This is a genomic window from Streptomyces sp. DSM 40750 (assembly GCF_024612035.1).
Lineage (GTDB): Bacteria > Actinomycetota > Actinomycetes > Streptomycetales > Streptomycetaceae > Streptomyces.
Genome location: NZ_CP102513.1, coordinates 8,428,874 through 8,444,508 on the forward strand (window position 1 = coordinate 8,428,874; position 15,635 = coordinate 8,444,508).

The window sequence follows — 15,635 nt, forward strand, 5'->3', positions numbered from 1 at the left end:
TCACACCAGCCGGAAGAGCAGTCGCCGCAACTGCCCGAGCCACGGCAACGGCACGAGACGCCACAGCGGGGCAGCGGTGGACAGCGGTATGCGACCGCGGAGTACGGCCCCGTGGTCGAGCGAAGGGGCGTGCGGGAAATAGCCGGGCTTGCAGGAGATGACGTCCTTGAATCCCTTGCGGTGGTAATAGCGGAGCTGCGGATCCCGGGGGAGTCCGTGCCGCCTTTCCCGCATGTACACCTCGGCCGGCACATCGGGGTTGGCCCGTTTCCACGCACGGAGACCGGGCATCGGGGAGCCCAGGTATATGTCACGCCATCCGTGCTTGAGCGCATAGGGCCAGAAGAACTCGAAAATGGCCGTCACCGCGTCCCCGTCGACACTGCTCAGACTGATTCCGAACAGCGATCCGCCGGACGCAGCGGCGGGCGTCCCCACACGCGCACAGTCGGCCCAGGTGGCCGCCGACGCCAATTCCGCGCCAGAGATCGGCTTCATGAAGAGCGAGGCCAGCGCCGCACCGGTCGACGGATCGAAAGCCCCGATGCTCAGCTTCGGATAGGCCTGAATGCGGGCGGCCAATTCCGCCCGCCCGGCCGCCTGGTCACCGTCCCACTTCTCCTGCTCCAGCGCGATGAGCGCGTCTACGTCATTCGATCGCAGAAAGCGGACCACGGACATGCTTGTTTCTCCCGGACAACGAACTGACAGGTCCTGTGATCTTGCGACCGATCGTTCGTTTGGGGAAGTGCCTCGCTGTTTTGTACGTGTTTTGGACGTGGCTCGGACCTGGTTCGGACATCTGTCGTTCTTCTGCGCGCCGTGTGCCCACCGCCGGGCCCCACGGCCGGGAGAGAACGGCGGCGTACCGAAAATGCCTGAGTGCGCCCTGGGCGTGCGCTGTACGTTGGGCATCCACTACAGACACCCATCATGAGGCACCCCACCGTGTTCCTGACCATCAGTACCACCGGTACACCAGAGCGCCCCGCGACCGACCTCGGTTTCCTGCTGCACAAGCATCCCGACAAGGCGCAGGCGTTCTCCACCTCCTACGGCAAGGCGCACGTCCTCTATCCCGAGGCGGACGTCGAGCGGTGCACGGCCGCGCTGTTGCTGGAGGTGGACGCGGTGGCGCTGGTGCGGCGCGGCAAGGGCAAGGGCCGCGGCGGCGCACCCGACGCGGCGCTCGCCCAGTACGTCAACGACCGCCCGTACGCGGCCTCCTCCCTGCTCGCCGTCGCGCTGAACGACGTCTTCTCCAGCGCTGTGCGCGGCCACTGCAAGGTGCGGCCCGAACTCCCGGAGCAGAACCGTCCGCTCCGCGTCGAGATACCGGCGCTGCCCGCGCGCGGTGGCCCGGACCTCGTCGTCAAACTCTTCGAGCCGTTGGGCTGGACGGTCACGGCCGAGGCGGTGGCGCTGGACACCGAGTTCCCGGAGTGGGGCGCCTCCCGTTACGTACGGCTCGTCCTGGAGTCGGAGTCGCTGACCCTCGCCGAGGCGCTGCGCCACCTGTATGTGCTGCTGCCGGTCCTCGACGACGCCAAGCACTACTGGGTGTCGTCCGACGAGGTCGACAAGCTGCTGCGGGCGGGCGAAGGCTGGCTCCCGGACCACCCGGAGCACAAGCTGATCACCAGCCGTTATCTGTCCCGCCGCTGGTCGCTGACCCGGCAGGCCATGGAGCGCCTGGAACTCGTCCGGCTGGCCGAGGCCGACGACAGCGAGGTCGAGGAGATCGACAACGCGGTCGAGGAGGCCGCGGACGGCGAGACCGAGGAGAAGCCGACGCCGCTCGTCGTGCATCGCCGGGACGCGATCATCGCCGCGCTCAAGGAGTCGGGGGCAGCCCGCGTGCTCGACCTCGGCTGCGGCCAGGGCCAGTTGGTGCAGGCGCTGCTCAAGGACGTGCGCTTCACCGAGATCGTCGGCACGGACGTGTCGATGCGCGCGCTCACCATCGCCTCCCGCCGCCTCAAGCTCGACCGCATGGGCGAGCGCCAGGCCTCCCGCGTCCAGCTCTTCCAGAGCTCCCTCGCCTACACCGACAACCGGCTCAAGGGCTACGACGCCGCCGTGCTCTCCGAGGTCATCGAGCACCTCGACCTGCCCCGGCTGCCCGCCCTGGAGTACGCCGTGTTCGGCTCGGCCCGCCCCCGCACCGTCCTCGTGACGACCCCGAACGTCGAGTACAACGTCCGCTGGGAGACCCTCCCGGCCGGGCACGTCCGGCACGGCGACCACCGCTTCGAGTGGACCCGCGAGGAGTTCCGTACGTGGGCGACCACCGTGGCCGGACGCCACGGCTACGAGGTCGGGTTCGTGCCCATCGGGCCCGACGACCCGGAGGTCGGCCCGCCCACCCAGATGGCCGTGTTCAAGCAGCGCGACACCAACGAGCGCGACACCAACGAGAAGGAGGCGAAGGCGGCATGAGCGAGACCATCAAGGGGCGCACCCTGCCCGTCACCGACCTCTCCCTCGTGGTGCTGGTCGGCGCCTCCGGCTCCGGCAAGTCCACCTTCGCCCGACGGCACTTCAAGCCCACCGAGATCATCTCCTCCGACTTCTGCCGTGGCCTGGTCTCCGACGACGAGAACGACCAGAGCGCGACGAAGGACGCCTTCGACGTCCTGCACTACATCGCGGGCAAGCGCCTCGCCGCCGGCCGGCGTACGGTCGTCGACGCGACCAGCGTGCAGCAGGAGTCCCGAAAGCAGCTGATCGAGCTGGCGCGGAAGCACGACGTGCTGCCGATCGCCATCGTGCTCGACGTGCCGGAGGAGGTGTGCGCCGAGCGCAACGCGGCCCGCATCGACCGCGCCGACATGCCGCGCCGCGTGATCCAGCGCCACACCCGCGAACTCCGGCGCTCCATGCGGCACTTGGAGCGCGAGGGCTTCCGCAAGGTGCACATCCTGCGGGGCGTCGAGGACGTCGACAACGCCACGATCGTCACCGAGAAGCGCTTCAACGACCTGACCCACCTCACCGGCCCGTTCGACATCATCGGTGACATCCACGGCTGCGCGAGCGAACTGGAGTCGCTGCTCGGCAAGTTGGGCTACGTCGACGGCACGCACCCGGAGGGCCGTACGGCCGTCTTCGTCGGCGACCTCGTCGACCGCGGCCCGGACAGCCCGGGCGTGCTGCGCCGCGTGATGTCCATGGTCGGCTCGGGCGACGCGCTCTGTGTGCCCGGCAACCACGAGAACAAGTACGGCCGTTACCTCAAGGGCCGCAACGTCCAGCACACCCACGGACTCGCCGAGACCATCGAGCAGATGGAGGGCGAGAGCGAGGAGTTCAAGAAGCAGGTACGGGAGTTCATCGACGGCCTCGTCAGCCACTACGTCCTCGACGGCGGCCGGCTGGTCGTCTGCCACGCCGGTCTGCCGGAGAAGTACCACGGCCGGACCTCCGGTCGGGTGCGCAGCCACGCCCTGTACGGCGACACCACCGGCGAGACCGACGAGTTCGGGCTGCCGGTGCGCTACCCGTGGGCGGAGGACTACCGGGGTCGCGCGGCGGTCGTCTACGGCCACACCCCGGTGCCCACCGCCACCTGGCTGAACAACACCATCTGCCTCGACACGGGCGCCGTCTTCGGCGGCAAGCTCACCGCGCTGCGCTGGCCGGAGCGCGAACTGGTCGAGGTACCGGCGGAGCGGGTCTGGTACGAGCCGGCCAAGCCGCTGGCCTCCGAGGCACCCGGCGGGCACGAGGGCCGGCCGCTGGACCTGGCGGACGTGCACGGCCGCCGGGTCGTCGAGACGCGGCACGCGGGCCGGGTGTCGGTCCGCGAGGAGAACGCGGCCGCCGCCCTGGAGGTCATGAGCCGCTTCGCGGTCGACCCGCGGCTGCTGCCGTACCTGCCGCCGACCATGGCCCCGACGGCCACCTCGCACATCGAGGGCTATCTGGAGCACCCGGCCGAGGCCTTCGCCCAGTACAAGGAGGACGGGGTCGCGCGGGTCGTGTGCGAGGAGAAGCACATGGGTTCGCGGGCCGTCGCCCTGATCTGCCGTGACGCGGACGTCGCCCGCGAGCGCTTCGGAGTCGTGGGAGGACCCACCGGGTCCCTCTACACCCGTACCGGCCGCCCGTTCTTCGACGACGAAGCACGCACCGAACTGGTCCTCGGCCGGGTACGCGAGGCCATGACGGCGGCCGGGCTCTGGGCGGAGCTGGACACCGACTGGGTGCTGCTCGACGCCGAGCTGATGCCCTGGTCGCTGAAGGCGTCCGGGCTGCTGCGCACCCAGTACGCGGCCGTCGGCGCCGCCTCCGGCGCGGTGTTCCCGGGCGCGCTGTCCGCCCTGGAAGGTGCGGTGGCACGCGGCGTCGACGTGGGCGAGCTGCTGGGCAAGCAGCGCGAGCGGGCCGCCGACGCGGCCGCGTTCACCGACGCCTACCGGCGCTACTGCTGGCCGACGGAGGGCCTGGACGGTGTCCGTCTCGCCCCCTTCCAGATCCTCGCGGTCCAGGGCCGCAGCCTCGCCGCGCTCCCGCACGACGAGCAGTTGGCCCTCATCGACCGGCTCGTCGAGTTCGACGGCAGCGGCCTGCTGCAGACCACCCGACGGCTGTTCGTCGACACCGGCGACGAGGCCTCGGTGCGGGCCGGCGTCGACTGGTGGCTGGAGATGACCGGCCGGGGCGGCGAGGGCATGGTCGTCAAGCCCGTCGGGGCAGTTGTACGGTGGGGGCGCCCCCGCTCGAGCGAAGCCGAGAGTGGGGGAGGGCAGGGGCGGCTGGTGCAGCCCGGCATCAAGTGCCGGGGCCGGGAGTACCTGCGGATCATCTACGGCCCGGAGTACACCCGCCCCGAGAACCTCGCCCGGCTGCGCGGCCGGTTCCTCAACCACAAGCGCTCCCTCGCCCTCCGCGAGTACGCCCTGGGTCTGGAGGCCCTGGACCGGCTCGCCGAGGGGGAACCGCTGTGGCGGGTGCACGAGGCGGTGTTCGGGGTGCTGGCCCTGGAATCGGAGCCGGTCGACCCCCGTCTGTGACGGCCAGGACCCGCGCCTGTCGGGCGACAATGCGGCTGATAATGTCGCGGACAGGCGTGGCCGTGCACTGCGTTCGAATGGTTCCAGCGGTTCCGGCAGTGCTCGGGGGACAGTGATCGCGGCCCATCGCAGGCGATCGCTGTCACCCGAGTCGGTCCCATCGGTCCCATTCGAAGGTATGTGGGGTTCCCCATGCGTCGCACCACAACGCGGTCCGTAACGCGGTCCGGGCGAGAGCGATCGGCACTCGACGCCGCATATGACGAGTGCCGCCGCCTGGTCCGCACGACCCGGCCCACCGAGCACGCCCTGATGCAGCTCATGCCTCCGGTGGCCCGACCCGCGTGCTGGGCCCTGTACGCCGCCTTCGCCTACGCCGACGACCTGCTCGACTCCGCCGAGGGCACTCCGCAGGAACGCGTTCGCAACCTTCAGGAGTGGCGGGCCGCGCTGGAGGCCGACCTGACGAGCGGGACCAGCGACGACCCGATCCGGCTCGCGCTGACCGACGCGGTGTGGCACTGGGGGCTCGACCTCGGCGATCTGCTGGGCGCGCTCGACGCGGTCCAGCGGGACGACGGCCGCAAGGGGGTCGCGACCTGGCAGGAGTGGCGGGAGCGGGCCCACGCCCAGAACATCAGCTGGCCCGAACAGCTCATGCGCATGCTGGTCCGCTGCGGACTGCCCGTCCCCGTACGGCTGCGGGACCTCCCGGGCTTCACCCGCCTCGTGGACGGGCTGTTCCTCACCGACATGCTCCGCGACCTCCCCGAGGACCTCGACGGCGGACACGTATGGCTCCCCGCCGAAGTCCTCGACCGCTTCCAGGTCACCCCGGCCGAGCTGTGCTCCCGCGAGTGGACCCCGGCCGTCCAGCAGCTGATCGCCCACCTCACCGGCCAGGCCCGGGAATGGCTGGAGGGCTCCCGGCGCGCCCTGCGGAACACCTTGCCGCTGGGCCCCGGCATCGTGCTCGACACCGCCGTCGAACTGTTCACCGCGGAGCTGGACGCGATCGCTCGGGCCGGATCGGCCGTCCTGCACCGCCCGGTGCGCGTCCCCCGGCACATCGAGTGGCGGATCCTCGGCCCGGCCCGGGCACGGGCCGCGGTGGTGTGGCGGCTGACCCTGCCGCCGGACAGGGAGACCGCCCCGGCGAGGTCGGCGGCCGCTGTGGACCGTACGGCCGCCGACGCGACCGAGGCGGCCCCGCTCACCGGCCCCGAGCGGCACACCACCCGGATCGCCGAACCGCCCCTGCCGCCGCGCCCGCACCGCGACGGCGTCCGCCCGCCGGCGATAGCCGCGCCCCATCTGCCGCAGCATGTCGCGATCGTCATGGACGGCAACGGCCGCTGGGCCACCGGGCTCGGACTGCCCCGCGACGAGGGGCATCGCGCCGGAGCGGTCGCCCTGCGGGACGTCGTCCAGGGCGCGCTGGAGATCGGCCTCGCCCATCTGACCGTCTACGCCTTCTCCACCGAGAACTGGAAGCGCTCGCCCGACGAGGTCTCCAAGCTCTTCGCGATCATGCGCGCCGAACTCCTCGACGGCGAACTCCTCGACCACGACGTACGCCTGCGCTGGGTGGGCTCCCCCGACGGCCTCCCCGACGACGTGGTGGAGGTCCTCCGCGCCCAGGAGCACGCCACCCGTCACCGCACCGGCCTCACCTTCAACGTCTGCGTCAACTACGGCGGCCGCGCCGAACTCGCCCAGGCGGGCGCGGCGTTGGCCCGCGCCGCACTCGCCGGCGAGGTCGACCCCGCCCGGGTCTCCGAGCGGCTCTTCGCCGCCCATCTGCCGCACCACGCCATGCCCGACGTGGACCTCCTCTGGCGCACCAGCGGCGAGATCCGCACCTCCAACTTCCTTCCCTGGCACGCCCATTACGCCGAACTCCACTTCACCGACCAGCCGTGGCCCGACGTCGACCGCCGCGACCTGTGGGAGGCCGTCACCGCCTACACCCACCGCAAGCGCCGCAAGGGTGCCGCCTCGGCGCCGGCACCCGCCGACGGGGCTGAGTAGACCCAGGCATGGGACGGTAGGGGCGGCGGGGGCGATTCCTGAAGAACAGTCGACTGCGGGTAACCACTCCCACGCGTCAGCCCACCAGCCGCAACCGAACCCCCGCCACCCCCACCCGCACCGTCTGCCCCCACGTCAGCTCCAGCGCATCACCCTCCATCCCGTCCCCGAAGGCGATGAGCCGGTCCGACTCGACGGTGAGCGACAGCCGACCGTCCCCCGCGAGCGCCCCCGCCACCAGCGACGTCCCCGTCGCCGGTGACGGCCAGGCCTCCCGTACGAACCACAGCAGACGGGCCTCGGTCGCCCCGGGCAACGCCAGCTCACTCGTCCGCTCCTGCCACACCGACCGGATCCAGCCGCTCGCCCCGGTCCCGGTCCCGACGAGCACCCCGGACGAGGCCTGGGGCTCGACGACACCCCTGTCGCCGTCGAGCCCCAGGCGGTAGCGGGCGGTCTGGTGTCCCGCCGCGCCGAGGTAGATCTCGTTGAGCGCCACCAGCCGCTGCGTGTCGTCGGCGACGGCCTCGACCATGGTCAACTCATCGGTCCGCGTCCCCTGTTGGAGCGCGGATGCGAGCAACTTCCGCGTCTGGCCGGGCCGGTGGCGCACCAGAACCCCCGGATTGCGCCGGGGATCGGGGTTGATCCCCACCACCGGCTGTCCCGCGAGGTACTTGGCGACATTGGCGACGAGCCCGTCCTGCCCGACGACGACCACGACGTCCTCGGGGGCGAAGAGGAAGCGATCCAAGTCGCCCCGCTCGACCCGCGCCTGACGCCAGGTCAGGGGTACCGAGGACGTGGCCTCGGCCAGCGCCCGGCGCTCCCGCCGATGCCGCTCGGCCACGTCCTCGATGTCCCGCCCCCGGGACCGCAGAAAGAAGGCGGCCTGCCCGTGCGTACCGTGCCGGGCCACCAACTCCTCGTACTCGGTGGTGCGATGGACCAGCACCACCCGCGGCGCGAGACTCACGCGGAGTCCCCGTCCGTCCCCGCCCCGCCGCCGAGCTTCGCCAGCAGCCCGGTCAGCACGTCCGGCGACACCGTCACACTCTCGATCCGCGGCAGGTTCTCCGCGAGCCGCGTCCCGGTCAGCGCGTGCAGCGTCGCCGTGTCCACCTCGGCGTGCACCCGCAGCCACGCCGCCTGCGCCTCGGCCCGCGCCTCACCGACGACCCGCGCGGCCCGGGCCTCCGCCTCGGCCAGCTTGACCTGCCGGGTCGCCTCCGCGTCGGCGAGCCGGACGTTCCGCGCCGCCTCCGCCTCGGCGAGCTTCACGGTCCGCTCGGCCTCCGCCCCGGTCAGCCGTACCGTCCGGGCCGCCTCCGCGCCCGCCTTCACCGCGTCCGCGGCGGCCTTCTCCTCCGCCTCCCGCCGCGCGTTCGTCCCTCGCTGCTCGACCAACCGCTCCTCGCGCCGGGCGAGTTCGATCTGGCTGGCCAGTTCGTTCTCGGCGATGGCCCGCTCCCGCTCGACGGCCACGGCACGGCGCTCGTACGTCGCCCGGTCCGCCTCCTGCTGGATCTGCTCCCGGGCCGGCGTGCGCAGCGCCCGCTCCACCTCGGGCTCGGGCCGCAGCGCCACCACGCGTACGGCCACGATCTCGATCCCGGTGGCCGGCAGCCGGGGTTCGGCCGCCAGCCCGCTCGCCACCCGCTCCCGGACCGCCGCGACGCCGTCGACCAGGGCCGACGCCAGCGTGGTACGGGCCAGGACGTCCAGCGCGTGCTGCTGGGCCGTCTCCGTCAGCAGCGTCGACAACTGCTCCAGCGGAGCGCCGCGCCAGACCCCCGTGTCGGGGTCGATGGAGAAGTCCAGCCGGGCGGCGGCGATCGCCGGGTCGCTCACCCGGTACGTCACCGTCGCCTGCACCGCCACGTCCTGGAAGTCGGACGTACGGGCATGGAAGGTCATCGCCAGCTCCCGGTCGTCCACCGGGATCTCGGAGAGCGCGGCGGTCAGCGACCGGTACCAGAAGCTCAGCCCCGGGCCCTCGTGTACAAGCCGTCCGGAGCGGTAGTGACGGATGTGCGCGGTGGGCGCACCGCGCAGATGCCGCCAACCGAGCCGCCTGGTGATGTCGGCCATGGATGATCCCCCTCGCGACGACTGATTAATGTCAGTTAGACGATAATGGGATGGCCCACTTATCGTCAAGGGGACGAGATGGAAGGGTTCCGATTCGGCCGACCGGCGGGTGAACACGCGCCCGAATGGTCAGGATGAGGGCATGGGATTCCATGTCGACTCCGAGGCCGGGCGCCTGCGCCGCGTCATCCTGCACCGGCCGGATCTTGAGCTCAAAAGGCTCACCCCCAGCAACAAGGACACGCTGCTCTTCGACGATGTGCTGTGGGTGCGCCGGGCGCGCGCCGAGCACGACGGGTTCGCCGATGTGCTGCGTGACCGAGGGGTCGCCGTCCACCTCTTCGGCGACCTCCTCACCGACGTCATGCGGATTCCGCGGGCCCGGGAGCTCGTCCTCGACCGGGTCTTCGACGAGAAGGAGTACGGCCCGCTCGCCACGGACCACCTCAGAGCCGCCTTCGAGTCCCTGTCCCTGACCGAACTGGTCGAGGCGCTGATCGGTGGCATGACCAAGCGGGAGTTCCTCGACGCGCACATGGAGCCGGCCTCCGTGCGCTTCCACGTCATGGAACTCGACGACTTCCTCCTCGACCCCCTCCCCAACCACCTCTTCACCCGCGACACCTCCGCCTGGATCTACGACGGGGTCTCCATCAACGCCATGCGCTGGCCCGCCCGTCAGCGCGAGACCGTCCACTTCGAAGCGATCTACCGGCACCACCCCCTCTTCCGTGACGAGACGTTCCACATCTGGTCGGAGGGTCAGGCCGACTACCCGTCCACCATCGAGGGCGGTGACGTCCTCGTCATCGGCAACGGCGCCGTCCTCATCGGCATGAGCGAGCGCACCACCCCGCAGGCCGTCGAGATGCTCGCCCACAAGCTCTTCGCCGCCGGCTCCGCGCAGACCATCGTGGCCCTCGACATGCCGAAGCGCCGGGCCTTCATGCACCTCGACACCGTCATGACCATGGTCGACGGCGACACCTTCACCCAGTACGCCGGCCTCGGCATGCTCCGCTCGTACACCATCGAACCGGGCGTCGGTGAGAAGGAGCTCAAGGTCACCGACCATCCGCCGGAGCACATGCACCGTGCGATCGCCGCCGCGCTGGGTCTGAACGAGATCCGCGTGCTGACCGCCACCCAGGACGTCCACGCCGCCGAACGCGAGCAGTGGGACGACGGCTGCAACGTCCTCGCCGTCGAACCGGGGGTCGTCGTCGCCTATGAGCGCAACGCCACCACCAACACGCATCTGCGCAAGCAGGGCATCGAGGTGATCGAGATCCCGGGGAGCGAGCTGGGGCGGGGGAGGGGTGGGCCGCGCTGTATGAGCTGTCCGGTGGAGAGATCGGCGGTGTAGGCCGCCGACGTGGACGGCCGGCCGCCGAGGGATTCGGCCGTATAGAAATGTGGAACATCGTATAGACTTCCAGTCTTCCTACGCTGTCCCTGCCCCCGCCGACCCAGGAGCGCCCCCATGGCGACTGTTCCCCACGCCCTCGCCGGGCGCCACTTCCTCAAGGAGCTGGACTTCACCGCGGACGAGTTCCGCGGGCTGATCGGGCTGGCCGCGGAGCTGAAGGCGGCCAAGAGGGCCGGAACGGAGACCCAGCACCTGCGGGGCAGGAACATCGCGCTCATCTTCGAGAAGACCTCGACGCGCACGCGCTGCGCGTTCGAGGTCGCCGCGGCCGACCAGGGCGCCCGGACGACGTACCTCGACCCGTCCGGCTCGCAGATGGGCCACAAGGAGTCGGTACGGGACACGGCGCGGGTGCTCGGCCGGATGTTCGACGCGATCGAGTACCGCGGGGACAGTCAGGAGAACGTCGAGGAGCTCGCCGCGTACGCCGGAGTGCCGGTCTACAACGGTCTCACCGACGACTGGCACCCCACCCAGATGCTCGCCGACGTGATGACCATGACCGAGCACAGCGACAAGCCGCTCGACGAGATGGTCTTCGCGTACCTCGGCGACGCCCGCTTCAACATGGGCAACTCGTACCTCGTCACCGGGGCCCTGCTCGGCATGGACGTCCGTATCGTCGCCCCGGCGGCCTACTGGCCCGCCGAGGAGATCGTCACCCACGCGCGCAAGCTCGCGGAGATCAGCGGGGCGCGGATCACGCTCACCGAGCACATCCATGAGGGGGTCGGGGGCGCGGACTTCGTCGCCACCGACGTCTGGGTCTCCATGGGGGAGCCCAAGGAGGTCTGGGACGAGCGCATAGGGGCGCTGTCGCCGTACGCCGTGACCATGGACGTTCTGCGTGCCACCGGCAACGCGGACGTCAAGTTCCTGCACTGCCTGCCGGCCTTCCACGACCTCGGGACGAAGGTCGGGCGTGAGATCCACGAGCGGCACGGTCTGGAGTCGCTGGAGGTCACGGACGAGGTGTTCGAATCCGCGCACTCCGTCGTTTTCGACGAGGCGGAGAACCGGCTGCACACGATCAAGGCGGTTCTGGTGGCGACGCTGGGACGCTGAAAGACACCGGACCTATGCGTGGCGGCGCTGTGGCGGCACCGTCGGCAGTCGGAACCACACCGCCTTGCCGGAGCCCGTGGGGCGGTGGCCGCAGGCGGAGCTGAGGGCGCGGATGAGGAGGAGGCCGCGGCCGTGTTCCTGCCAGGGGTCGGGCTCGATGTGGCCCGGGGTGGTGAGGTCGCCCGGGGGCGCCGGGTCGGGGTCGTGGACCTCCACCTTGCAGCCGGACGGCAGCAGCTCGACGACCAGCTCTATGGGCCCGTCCCCGGTCGCGTGCTCGACCGCGTTCGCGACCAGCTCCGCCGTGAGCAGCTCCGCCGTGTCGCAGTCCGCCCCGTGCTCCAGCTCGGTCATCGCCGTACGGACCAACGCGCGGGCCACCGGCACGGCCGCGGCGGTGTGCGGCAGCGCGATGCGCCACGAGGCGGGGGCGGAGGGTTCTTGCAAGGCGGTGGATCCGTTCATGGAGCAGGTCATGGGTCGTCCTGCTTTCAGCGTGACGAATGGTACGGCGCGGACCGGCGGGGTCGCTCGGCGGGCGCCGTACGGGACCGTCGGGCCCCGTTGCCAGGCGGTCTACCCACACCAACGCTCCGCCGCGCACGACGGAGCCCGTCGTTACCGGCCTGTCGAACGTCCGTGACCGAGTCACGGACGCCACCAACGGCCTATCGCGCACTCGTGACGACGGTCAGATATCAGTGATAGCTTCATGGGGTAGGGAAGTAGCCGCAGCGTCGAGGTAGCCCCCGAGGAGGCCGCCCGTCATGAGTCCCTTCACCGGCTCCGCCGCCCGCACCGCCGACTGGCGGCATCTGAGGTGCGCGATCACCGACGGTGTCGCCACCGTCACCCTCGCCCGCCCCGAGAAGCTCAACGCCCTCACCTTCGGCGCCTACGCCGACCTGCGCGATCTGCTCGCCGAACTCTCCCGGGAGAAGTCCGTACGGGCCCTGGTGCTGGCCGGCGACGGGCGCGGTTTCTGCTCCGGCGGCGACGTCGACGAGATCATCGGCGCCACCCTCGCCATGGACACCGCCCAGTTGCTCGACTTCAACCGGATGACCGGGCAGGTCGTGCGGGCCGTGCGCGAGTGCCCGTTCCCGGTGATCGCCGCCGTGCACGGTGTGGCGGCGGGCGCCGGCGCGGTCCTGGCCCTGGCCGCCGACTTCCGCGTCGCCGACCCCACCGCCCGCTTCTCCTTCCTCTTCACCCGCGTGGGCCTGTCCGGCGGCGACATGGGCGCCGCGTACCTGCTGCCCCGCGTGGTCGGCCTGGGCCACGCCACCCGCCTCCTCATGCTCGGCGAACCCGTCCGCGCCCCCGAGGCCGAACGCATCGGCCTCATCAGCCGGCTCGCGGACGAGGGCAGCGCCGATGAGGCCGCGCAGGAGTTGGCCCGTCGCCTGGCGGAGGGCCCGGCCCTGGCGTACGCCCAGACCAAGGCGCTCCTGACGGCAGAACTGGACATGCCGCTGTCGGCAGCCGTGGAGCTGGACGCGGCCACCCAGGCCCTCCTCATGACAGGGGAGGACTACACCGAGTTCCATGCGGCGTTCACGGAGAAGCGGCCCCCGAAATGGAGCGGACGGTGACCGCTCCGACCTCAGGGGCGCGGGGAACCGCGCGACCAGCCACAGACAACCCGCAGCCGCCCGCCAGGACCAGCCACCCCCGACGCATCGCCGTCATCGGCGGCGGCCCCGGCGGCCTCTACGCCGCCGCCCTCCTCAAACGTCTCGACCCGTCCCGTGAGATAACCGTCTGGGAACGCAACGCCCCCAACGACACCTTCGGCTTCGGAGTGGTCCTCTCCGACGAAACCCTGGGCGGCATAGAACACGCCGACCCAGTGGTCTACGAGGCCCTGCGCACACACTTCACCCGCTGGGACGACATCGACATCGTCCACCGGAACACCCGCCACACCTCCGGAGGACACGGCTTCGCCGCGCTGGGCCGCCGCAGACTCCTCCAGATCCTGCACGACCGCTGCCACGCACTCGGCGTCGAACTCCGCTTCCGCACGCAGGCCCCTCACCCGGCCCTGCTCTGCGACGCCTACGACCTGGTCATAGCGGCGGACGGCGTGCACAGTGCCACGCGCGAGGCGTACGCCGAGGTCTTCCGCCCGGCCGTCGAGGAACACCGCTGCCGCTACATCTGGCTCGCCGCGGACTTCGCCTTCGAGGCGTTCCGCTTCGAGATCGCCGAGACCGAACACGGCGTGATGCAGCTGCACGGCTACCCCTATGCCCGCCCGTCACCCGACCACCACCCCTCAACGAGGCCCTCCGGGCCGCAGGATCAATTCGGTGCGTCCACCGTCATCGTGGAGATGCGCGAGGAGGTGTGGCGGGCCGCCGGGTTCGACCGCACGGACGAGCGGGAGTCGGTCGAGCGGTGCGCGAAACTCTTCGCGGACGCGCTCGGCGGACGCCCCCTGCGCTCCAACAACTCCACCTGGACCACCTTCCGCACGGTCGTCAACGAGCGCTGGTCGCACGGCAATCTGGTGCTGCTCGGCGACGCCGCGCACACCGCGCACTTCTCCATCGGCTCCGGTACGAAGCTGGCCGTCGAGGACGCGCTGGCGCTGGCCGCCTGTCTGGAGGAACAGCCCGATCTGGAAAGGGCGTTGGCGGCGTACGAGAAGGAGCGGCGCCCGGTCGTCGCCTCCACACAGCGCGCGGCGCGGGCCAGCCTGGAGTGGTTCGAGAACATCGGGCTCTATCTCGGCCAGCCCGCCCGGCAGTTCGCCTTCAACCTCCTCACCCGCAGCCGCCGCGTCACCCACGACAACCTCCGCCTCCGTGACGCGTACTTCACCGGCGACGTGGAACGCGAGTTCGGCTGCCCACCGGGAACGCCTCCGATGTTCACCCCGTTCCGGCTGCGCGGCCTGACCCTGCGCAACCGTGTCGTCGTCTCCCCCATGGACATGTACTCGGCGGCCGACGGCGTCCCCGGCGACTTCCACCTCGTCCACCTGGGCGCCCGCGCCCTCGGCGGCGCCGGGCTCGTGATGACCGAGATGGTGTGCGTCAGCCCCGAGGGCCGGATCACCCCGGGCTGTGCCGGGCTCTGGAACTCCCGGCAGGCCGACGCCTGGCGCCGCACGGTGACGTTCGTGCACGCGCAGGCGCCGGGCACGGCCATCGGCGTCCAGTTGGGCCACTCCGGCCGCAAGGGCTCGACGAAGCTGATGTGGGAGGGCATCGACGAGCCCCTGGACGCGGACAACTGGCCCCTGACGGCGGCCTCCCCGATCCCGTACAAGCCGGGCAACCAAACTCCGCGCGAGCTGTCCCGTGCCCAACTCACCGATGTTCGCGAGCAGTTCAGCTCCGCAGCCTGCCGTGCCGCCCGCAGCGGCTTCGATCTCCTCGAACTCCACTGCGCGCACGGCTACCTGCTCTCCGGCTTCCTCTCACCGCTGACGAACCGGCGCACCGACCGCTACGGGGGTTCACTGGACCGCCGGTTGCGCTTCCCCCTCGAGGTCTTCGACGCCGTACGGTCGGTGTGGCCCGAGGAGCGGCCCATGACCGTGCGTATCTCCGCGACCGACTGGGCCGACGGGGGCACCACCGCGGAGGACGCCGTCGAGATCGCCCGCGCCTTCGCCGCGCACGGCGCCGACGCGATCGACGTCTCGACCGGGCAGGTCGTCGCCGACGAGCACCCCGAGTACGGGCGCTCGTACCAGACGCCGTTCGCGGACCGTATCCGGCACGAGGTGGGGGTGCCGGTCATCGCCGTCGGCGCCATCTCCTCCTGGGACGACGTCAACTCCCTGATCCTGGCGGGCCGCACCGACCTCTGCGCCCTGGGCCGCCCCCACCTGTACGACCCCCACTGGACCCTCCACGCGGCCACCGAACAGGGCTACGCGGGCCCGGCCGTCACCTGGCCCGCCCCCTACCGAGCGGGCAGCCGCCGCCCCAACACGGGCCGCACGGACGCCCCCAGGCCCCGGCTGACGTTGGGAAGGTGAGGACCGG

The 15,635-nt window shown here is 71.2% G+C and carries 11 protein-coding genes; 7 read left to right on the forward strand and 4 right to left on the reverse strand.

Annotated features, from left to right (window positions below; genetic code table 11):
• Entirely contained in the window at positions 1-681 is a 681-nt protein-coding gene (locus JIX55_RS37410; RefSeq protein WP_257567640.1) for a hypothetical protein, read from the reverse strand.
• Positions 682-948: 267 nt separating this feature from the next.
• Here JIX55_RS37410 and JIX55_RS37415 point away from each other — a divergent pair, with 267 nt between their 5' ends.
• From JIX55_RS37415 to uppS, 3 genes are all read left to right on the forward strand, one after another.
• On the forward strand, positions 949-2,439 hold the full coding sequence (locus JIX55_RS37415) for a 3' terminal RNA ribose 2'-O-methyltransferase Hen1 (RefSeq protein WP_257569609.1): 1,491 nt from the start codon (positions 949-951) through the stop codon (positions 2,437-2,439).
• A complete protein-coding gene (locus JIX55_RS37420) occupies positions 2,436-5,015 on the forward strand; it encodes a polynucleotide kinase-phosphatase (RefSeq protein ID WP_257567641.1) in 2,580 nt (859 codons plus the stop codon). Before JIX55_RS37415 ends, JIX55_RS37420 begins: the two co-directional genes overlap by 4 nt.
• A 192-nt stretch (positions 5,016-5,207) precedes the next feature.
• Positions 5,208-7,046 carry a polyprenyl diphosphate synthase gene (gene uppS / locus JIX55_RS37425; protein ID WP_331608381.1) on the forward strand — a complete coding sequence of 613 codons (1,839 nt, stop codon included), beginning with the start codon at positions 5,208-5,210 and terminating at the stop codon, positions 7,044-7,046.
• A 76-nt stretch (positions 7,047-7,122) separates the two neighbouring features.
• Here the strand turns inward: uppS and JIX55_RS37430 are convergent, their stop codons facing one another.
• Both JIX55_RS37430 and JIX55_RS37435 read right to left on the reverse strand, forming a co-directional pair.
• Positions 7,123-8,022, reverse strand: coding sequence for a hypothetical protein (locus JIX55_RS37430; RefSeq protein ID WP_257567643.1), 900 nt, complete (start codon positions 8,020-8,022; stop codon positions 7,123-7,125).
• Positions 8,019-9,137, reverse strand: coding sequence for an SPFH domain-containing protein (locus JIX55_RS37435; RefSeq protein WP_257567644.1), 1,119 nt, complete (start codon positions 9,135-9,137; stop codon positions 8,019-8,021). Before JIX55_RS37435 ends, JIX55_RS37430 begins: the two co-directional genes overlap by 4 nt.
• Positions 9,138-9,279: 142 nt before the next feature.
• Here JIX55_RS37435 and JIX55_RS37440 point away from each other — a divergent pair, with 142 nt between their 5' ends.
• Positions 9,280-10,503 (forward strand): arginine deiminase, encoded by a 1,224-nt coding sequence (locus tag JIX55_RS37440; RefSeq protein ID WP_257567645.1) that lies wholly within the window; start codon positions 9,280-9,282, stop codon positions 10,501-10,503.
• A 117-nt stretch (positions 10,504-10,620) separates the two neighbouring features.
• Positions 10,621-11,631 carry an ornithine carbamoyltransferase gene (argF, locus tag JIX55_RS37445; RefSeq protein ID WP_257567646.1) on the forward strand — a complete coding sequence of 337 codons (1,011 nt, stop codon included), beginning with the start codon at positions 10,621-10,623 and terminating at the stop codon, positions 11,629-11,631.
• A 12-nt stretch (positions 11,632-11,643) separates the two neighbouring features.
• On the opposite strand, the gene JIX55_RS37450 is transcribed toward argF, so the two are convergent.
• Positions 11,644-12,108, reverse strand: coding sequence for an ATP-binding protein (locus tag JIX55_RS37450; protein ID WP_443046619.1), 465 nt, complete (start codon positions 12,106-12,108; stop codon positions 11,644-11,646).
• 290 nt (positions 12,109-12,398) lie between these two features.
• Between JIX55_RS37450 and JIX55_RS37455 the strand changes: the two genes are divergently transcribed.
• Positions 12,399-13,226: an enoyl-CoA hydratase family protein gene (locus JIX55_RS37455; protein WP_257567648.1), complete on the forward strand. Its 828-nt coding sequence runs from the start codon at positions 12,399-12,401 to the stop codon at positions 13,224-13,226.
• A complete protein-coding gene (locus tag JIX55_RS37460) occupies positions 13,211-15,628 on the forward strand; it encodes a bifunctional salicylyl-CoA 5-hydroxylase/oxidoreductase (protein WP_257567649.1) in 2,418 nt (805 codons plus the stop codon). Before JIX55_RS37455 ends, JIX55_RS37460 begins: the two co-directional genes overlap by 16 nt.
• The last annotated feature ends 7 nt before the right edge of the window (positions 15,629-15,635 follow it).

Bases quoted from the DNA above. Each gene is read 5' to 3' on its own strand.
- argF (WP_257567646.1), top strand. From the start codon at position 10,621: ATGGCGACTGTTCCCCACGCCCTCGCCGGGCGCCACTTCCTCAAGGAG.
- JIX55_RS37450 (WP_443046619.1), bottom strand. From the start codon at position 12,108: ATGACCTGCTCCATGAACGGATCCACCGCCTTGCAAGAACCCTCCGCC.
- JIX55_RS37460 (WP_257567649.1), top strand. From the start codon at position 13,211: ATGGAGCGGACGGTGACCGCTCCGACCTCAGGGGCGCGGGGAACCGCG.
- JIX55_RS37455 (WP_257567648.1), top strand. From the start codon at position 12,399: ATGAGTCCCTTCACCGGCTCCGCCGCCCGCACCGCCGACTGGCGGCAT.
- JIX55_RS37440 (WP_257567645.1), top strand. From the start codon at position 9,280: ATGGGATTCCATGTCGACTCCGAGGCCGGGCGCCTGCGCCGCGTCATC.
- JIX55_RS37420 (WP_257567641.1), top strand. From the start codon at position 2,436: ATGAGCGAGACCATCAAGGGGCGCACCCTGCCCGTCACCGACCTCTCC.
- JIX55_RS37435 (WP_257567644.1), bottom strand. From the start codon at position 9,137: ATGGCCGACATCACCAGGCGGCTCGGTTGGCGGCATCTGCGCGGTGCG.
- uppS (WP_331608381.1), top strand. From the start codon at position 5,208: ATGCGTCGCACCACAACGCGGTCCGTAACGCGGTCCGGGCGAGAGCGA.
- JIX55_RS37410 (WP_257567640.1), bottom strand. From the start codon at position 681: ATGTCCGTGGTCCGCTTTCTGCGATCGAATGACGTAGACGCGCTCATC.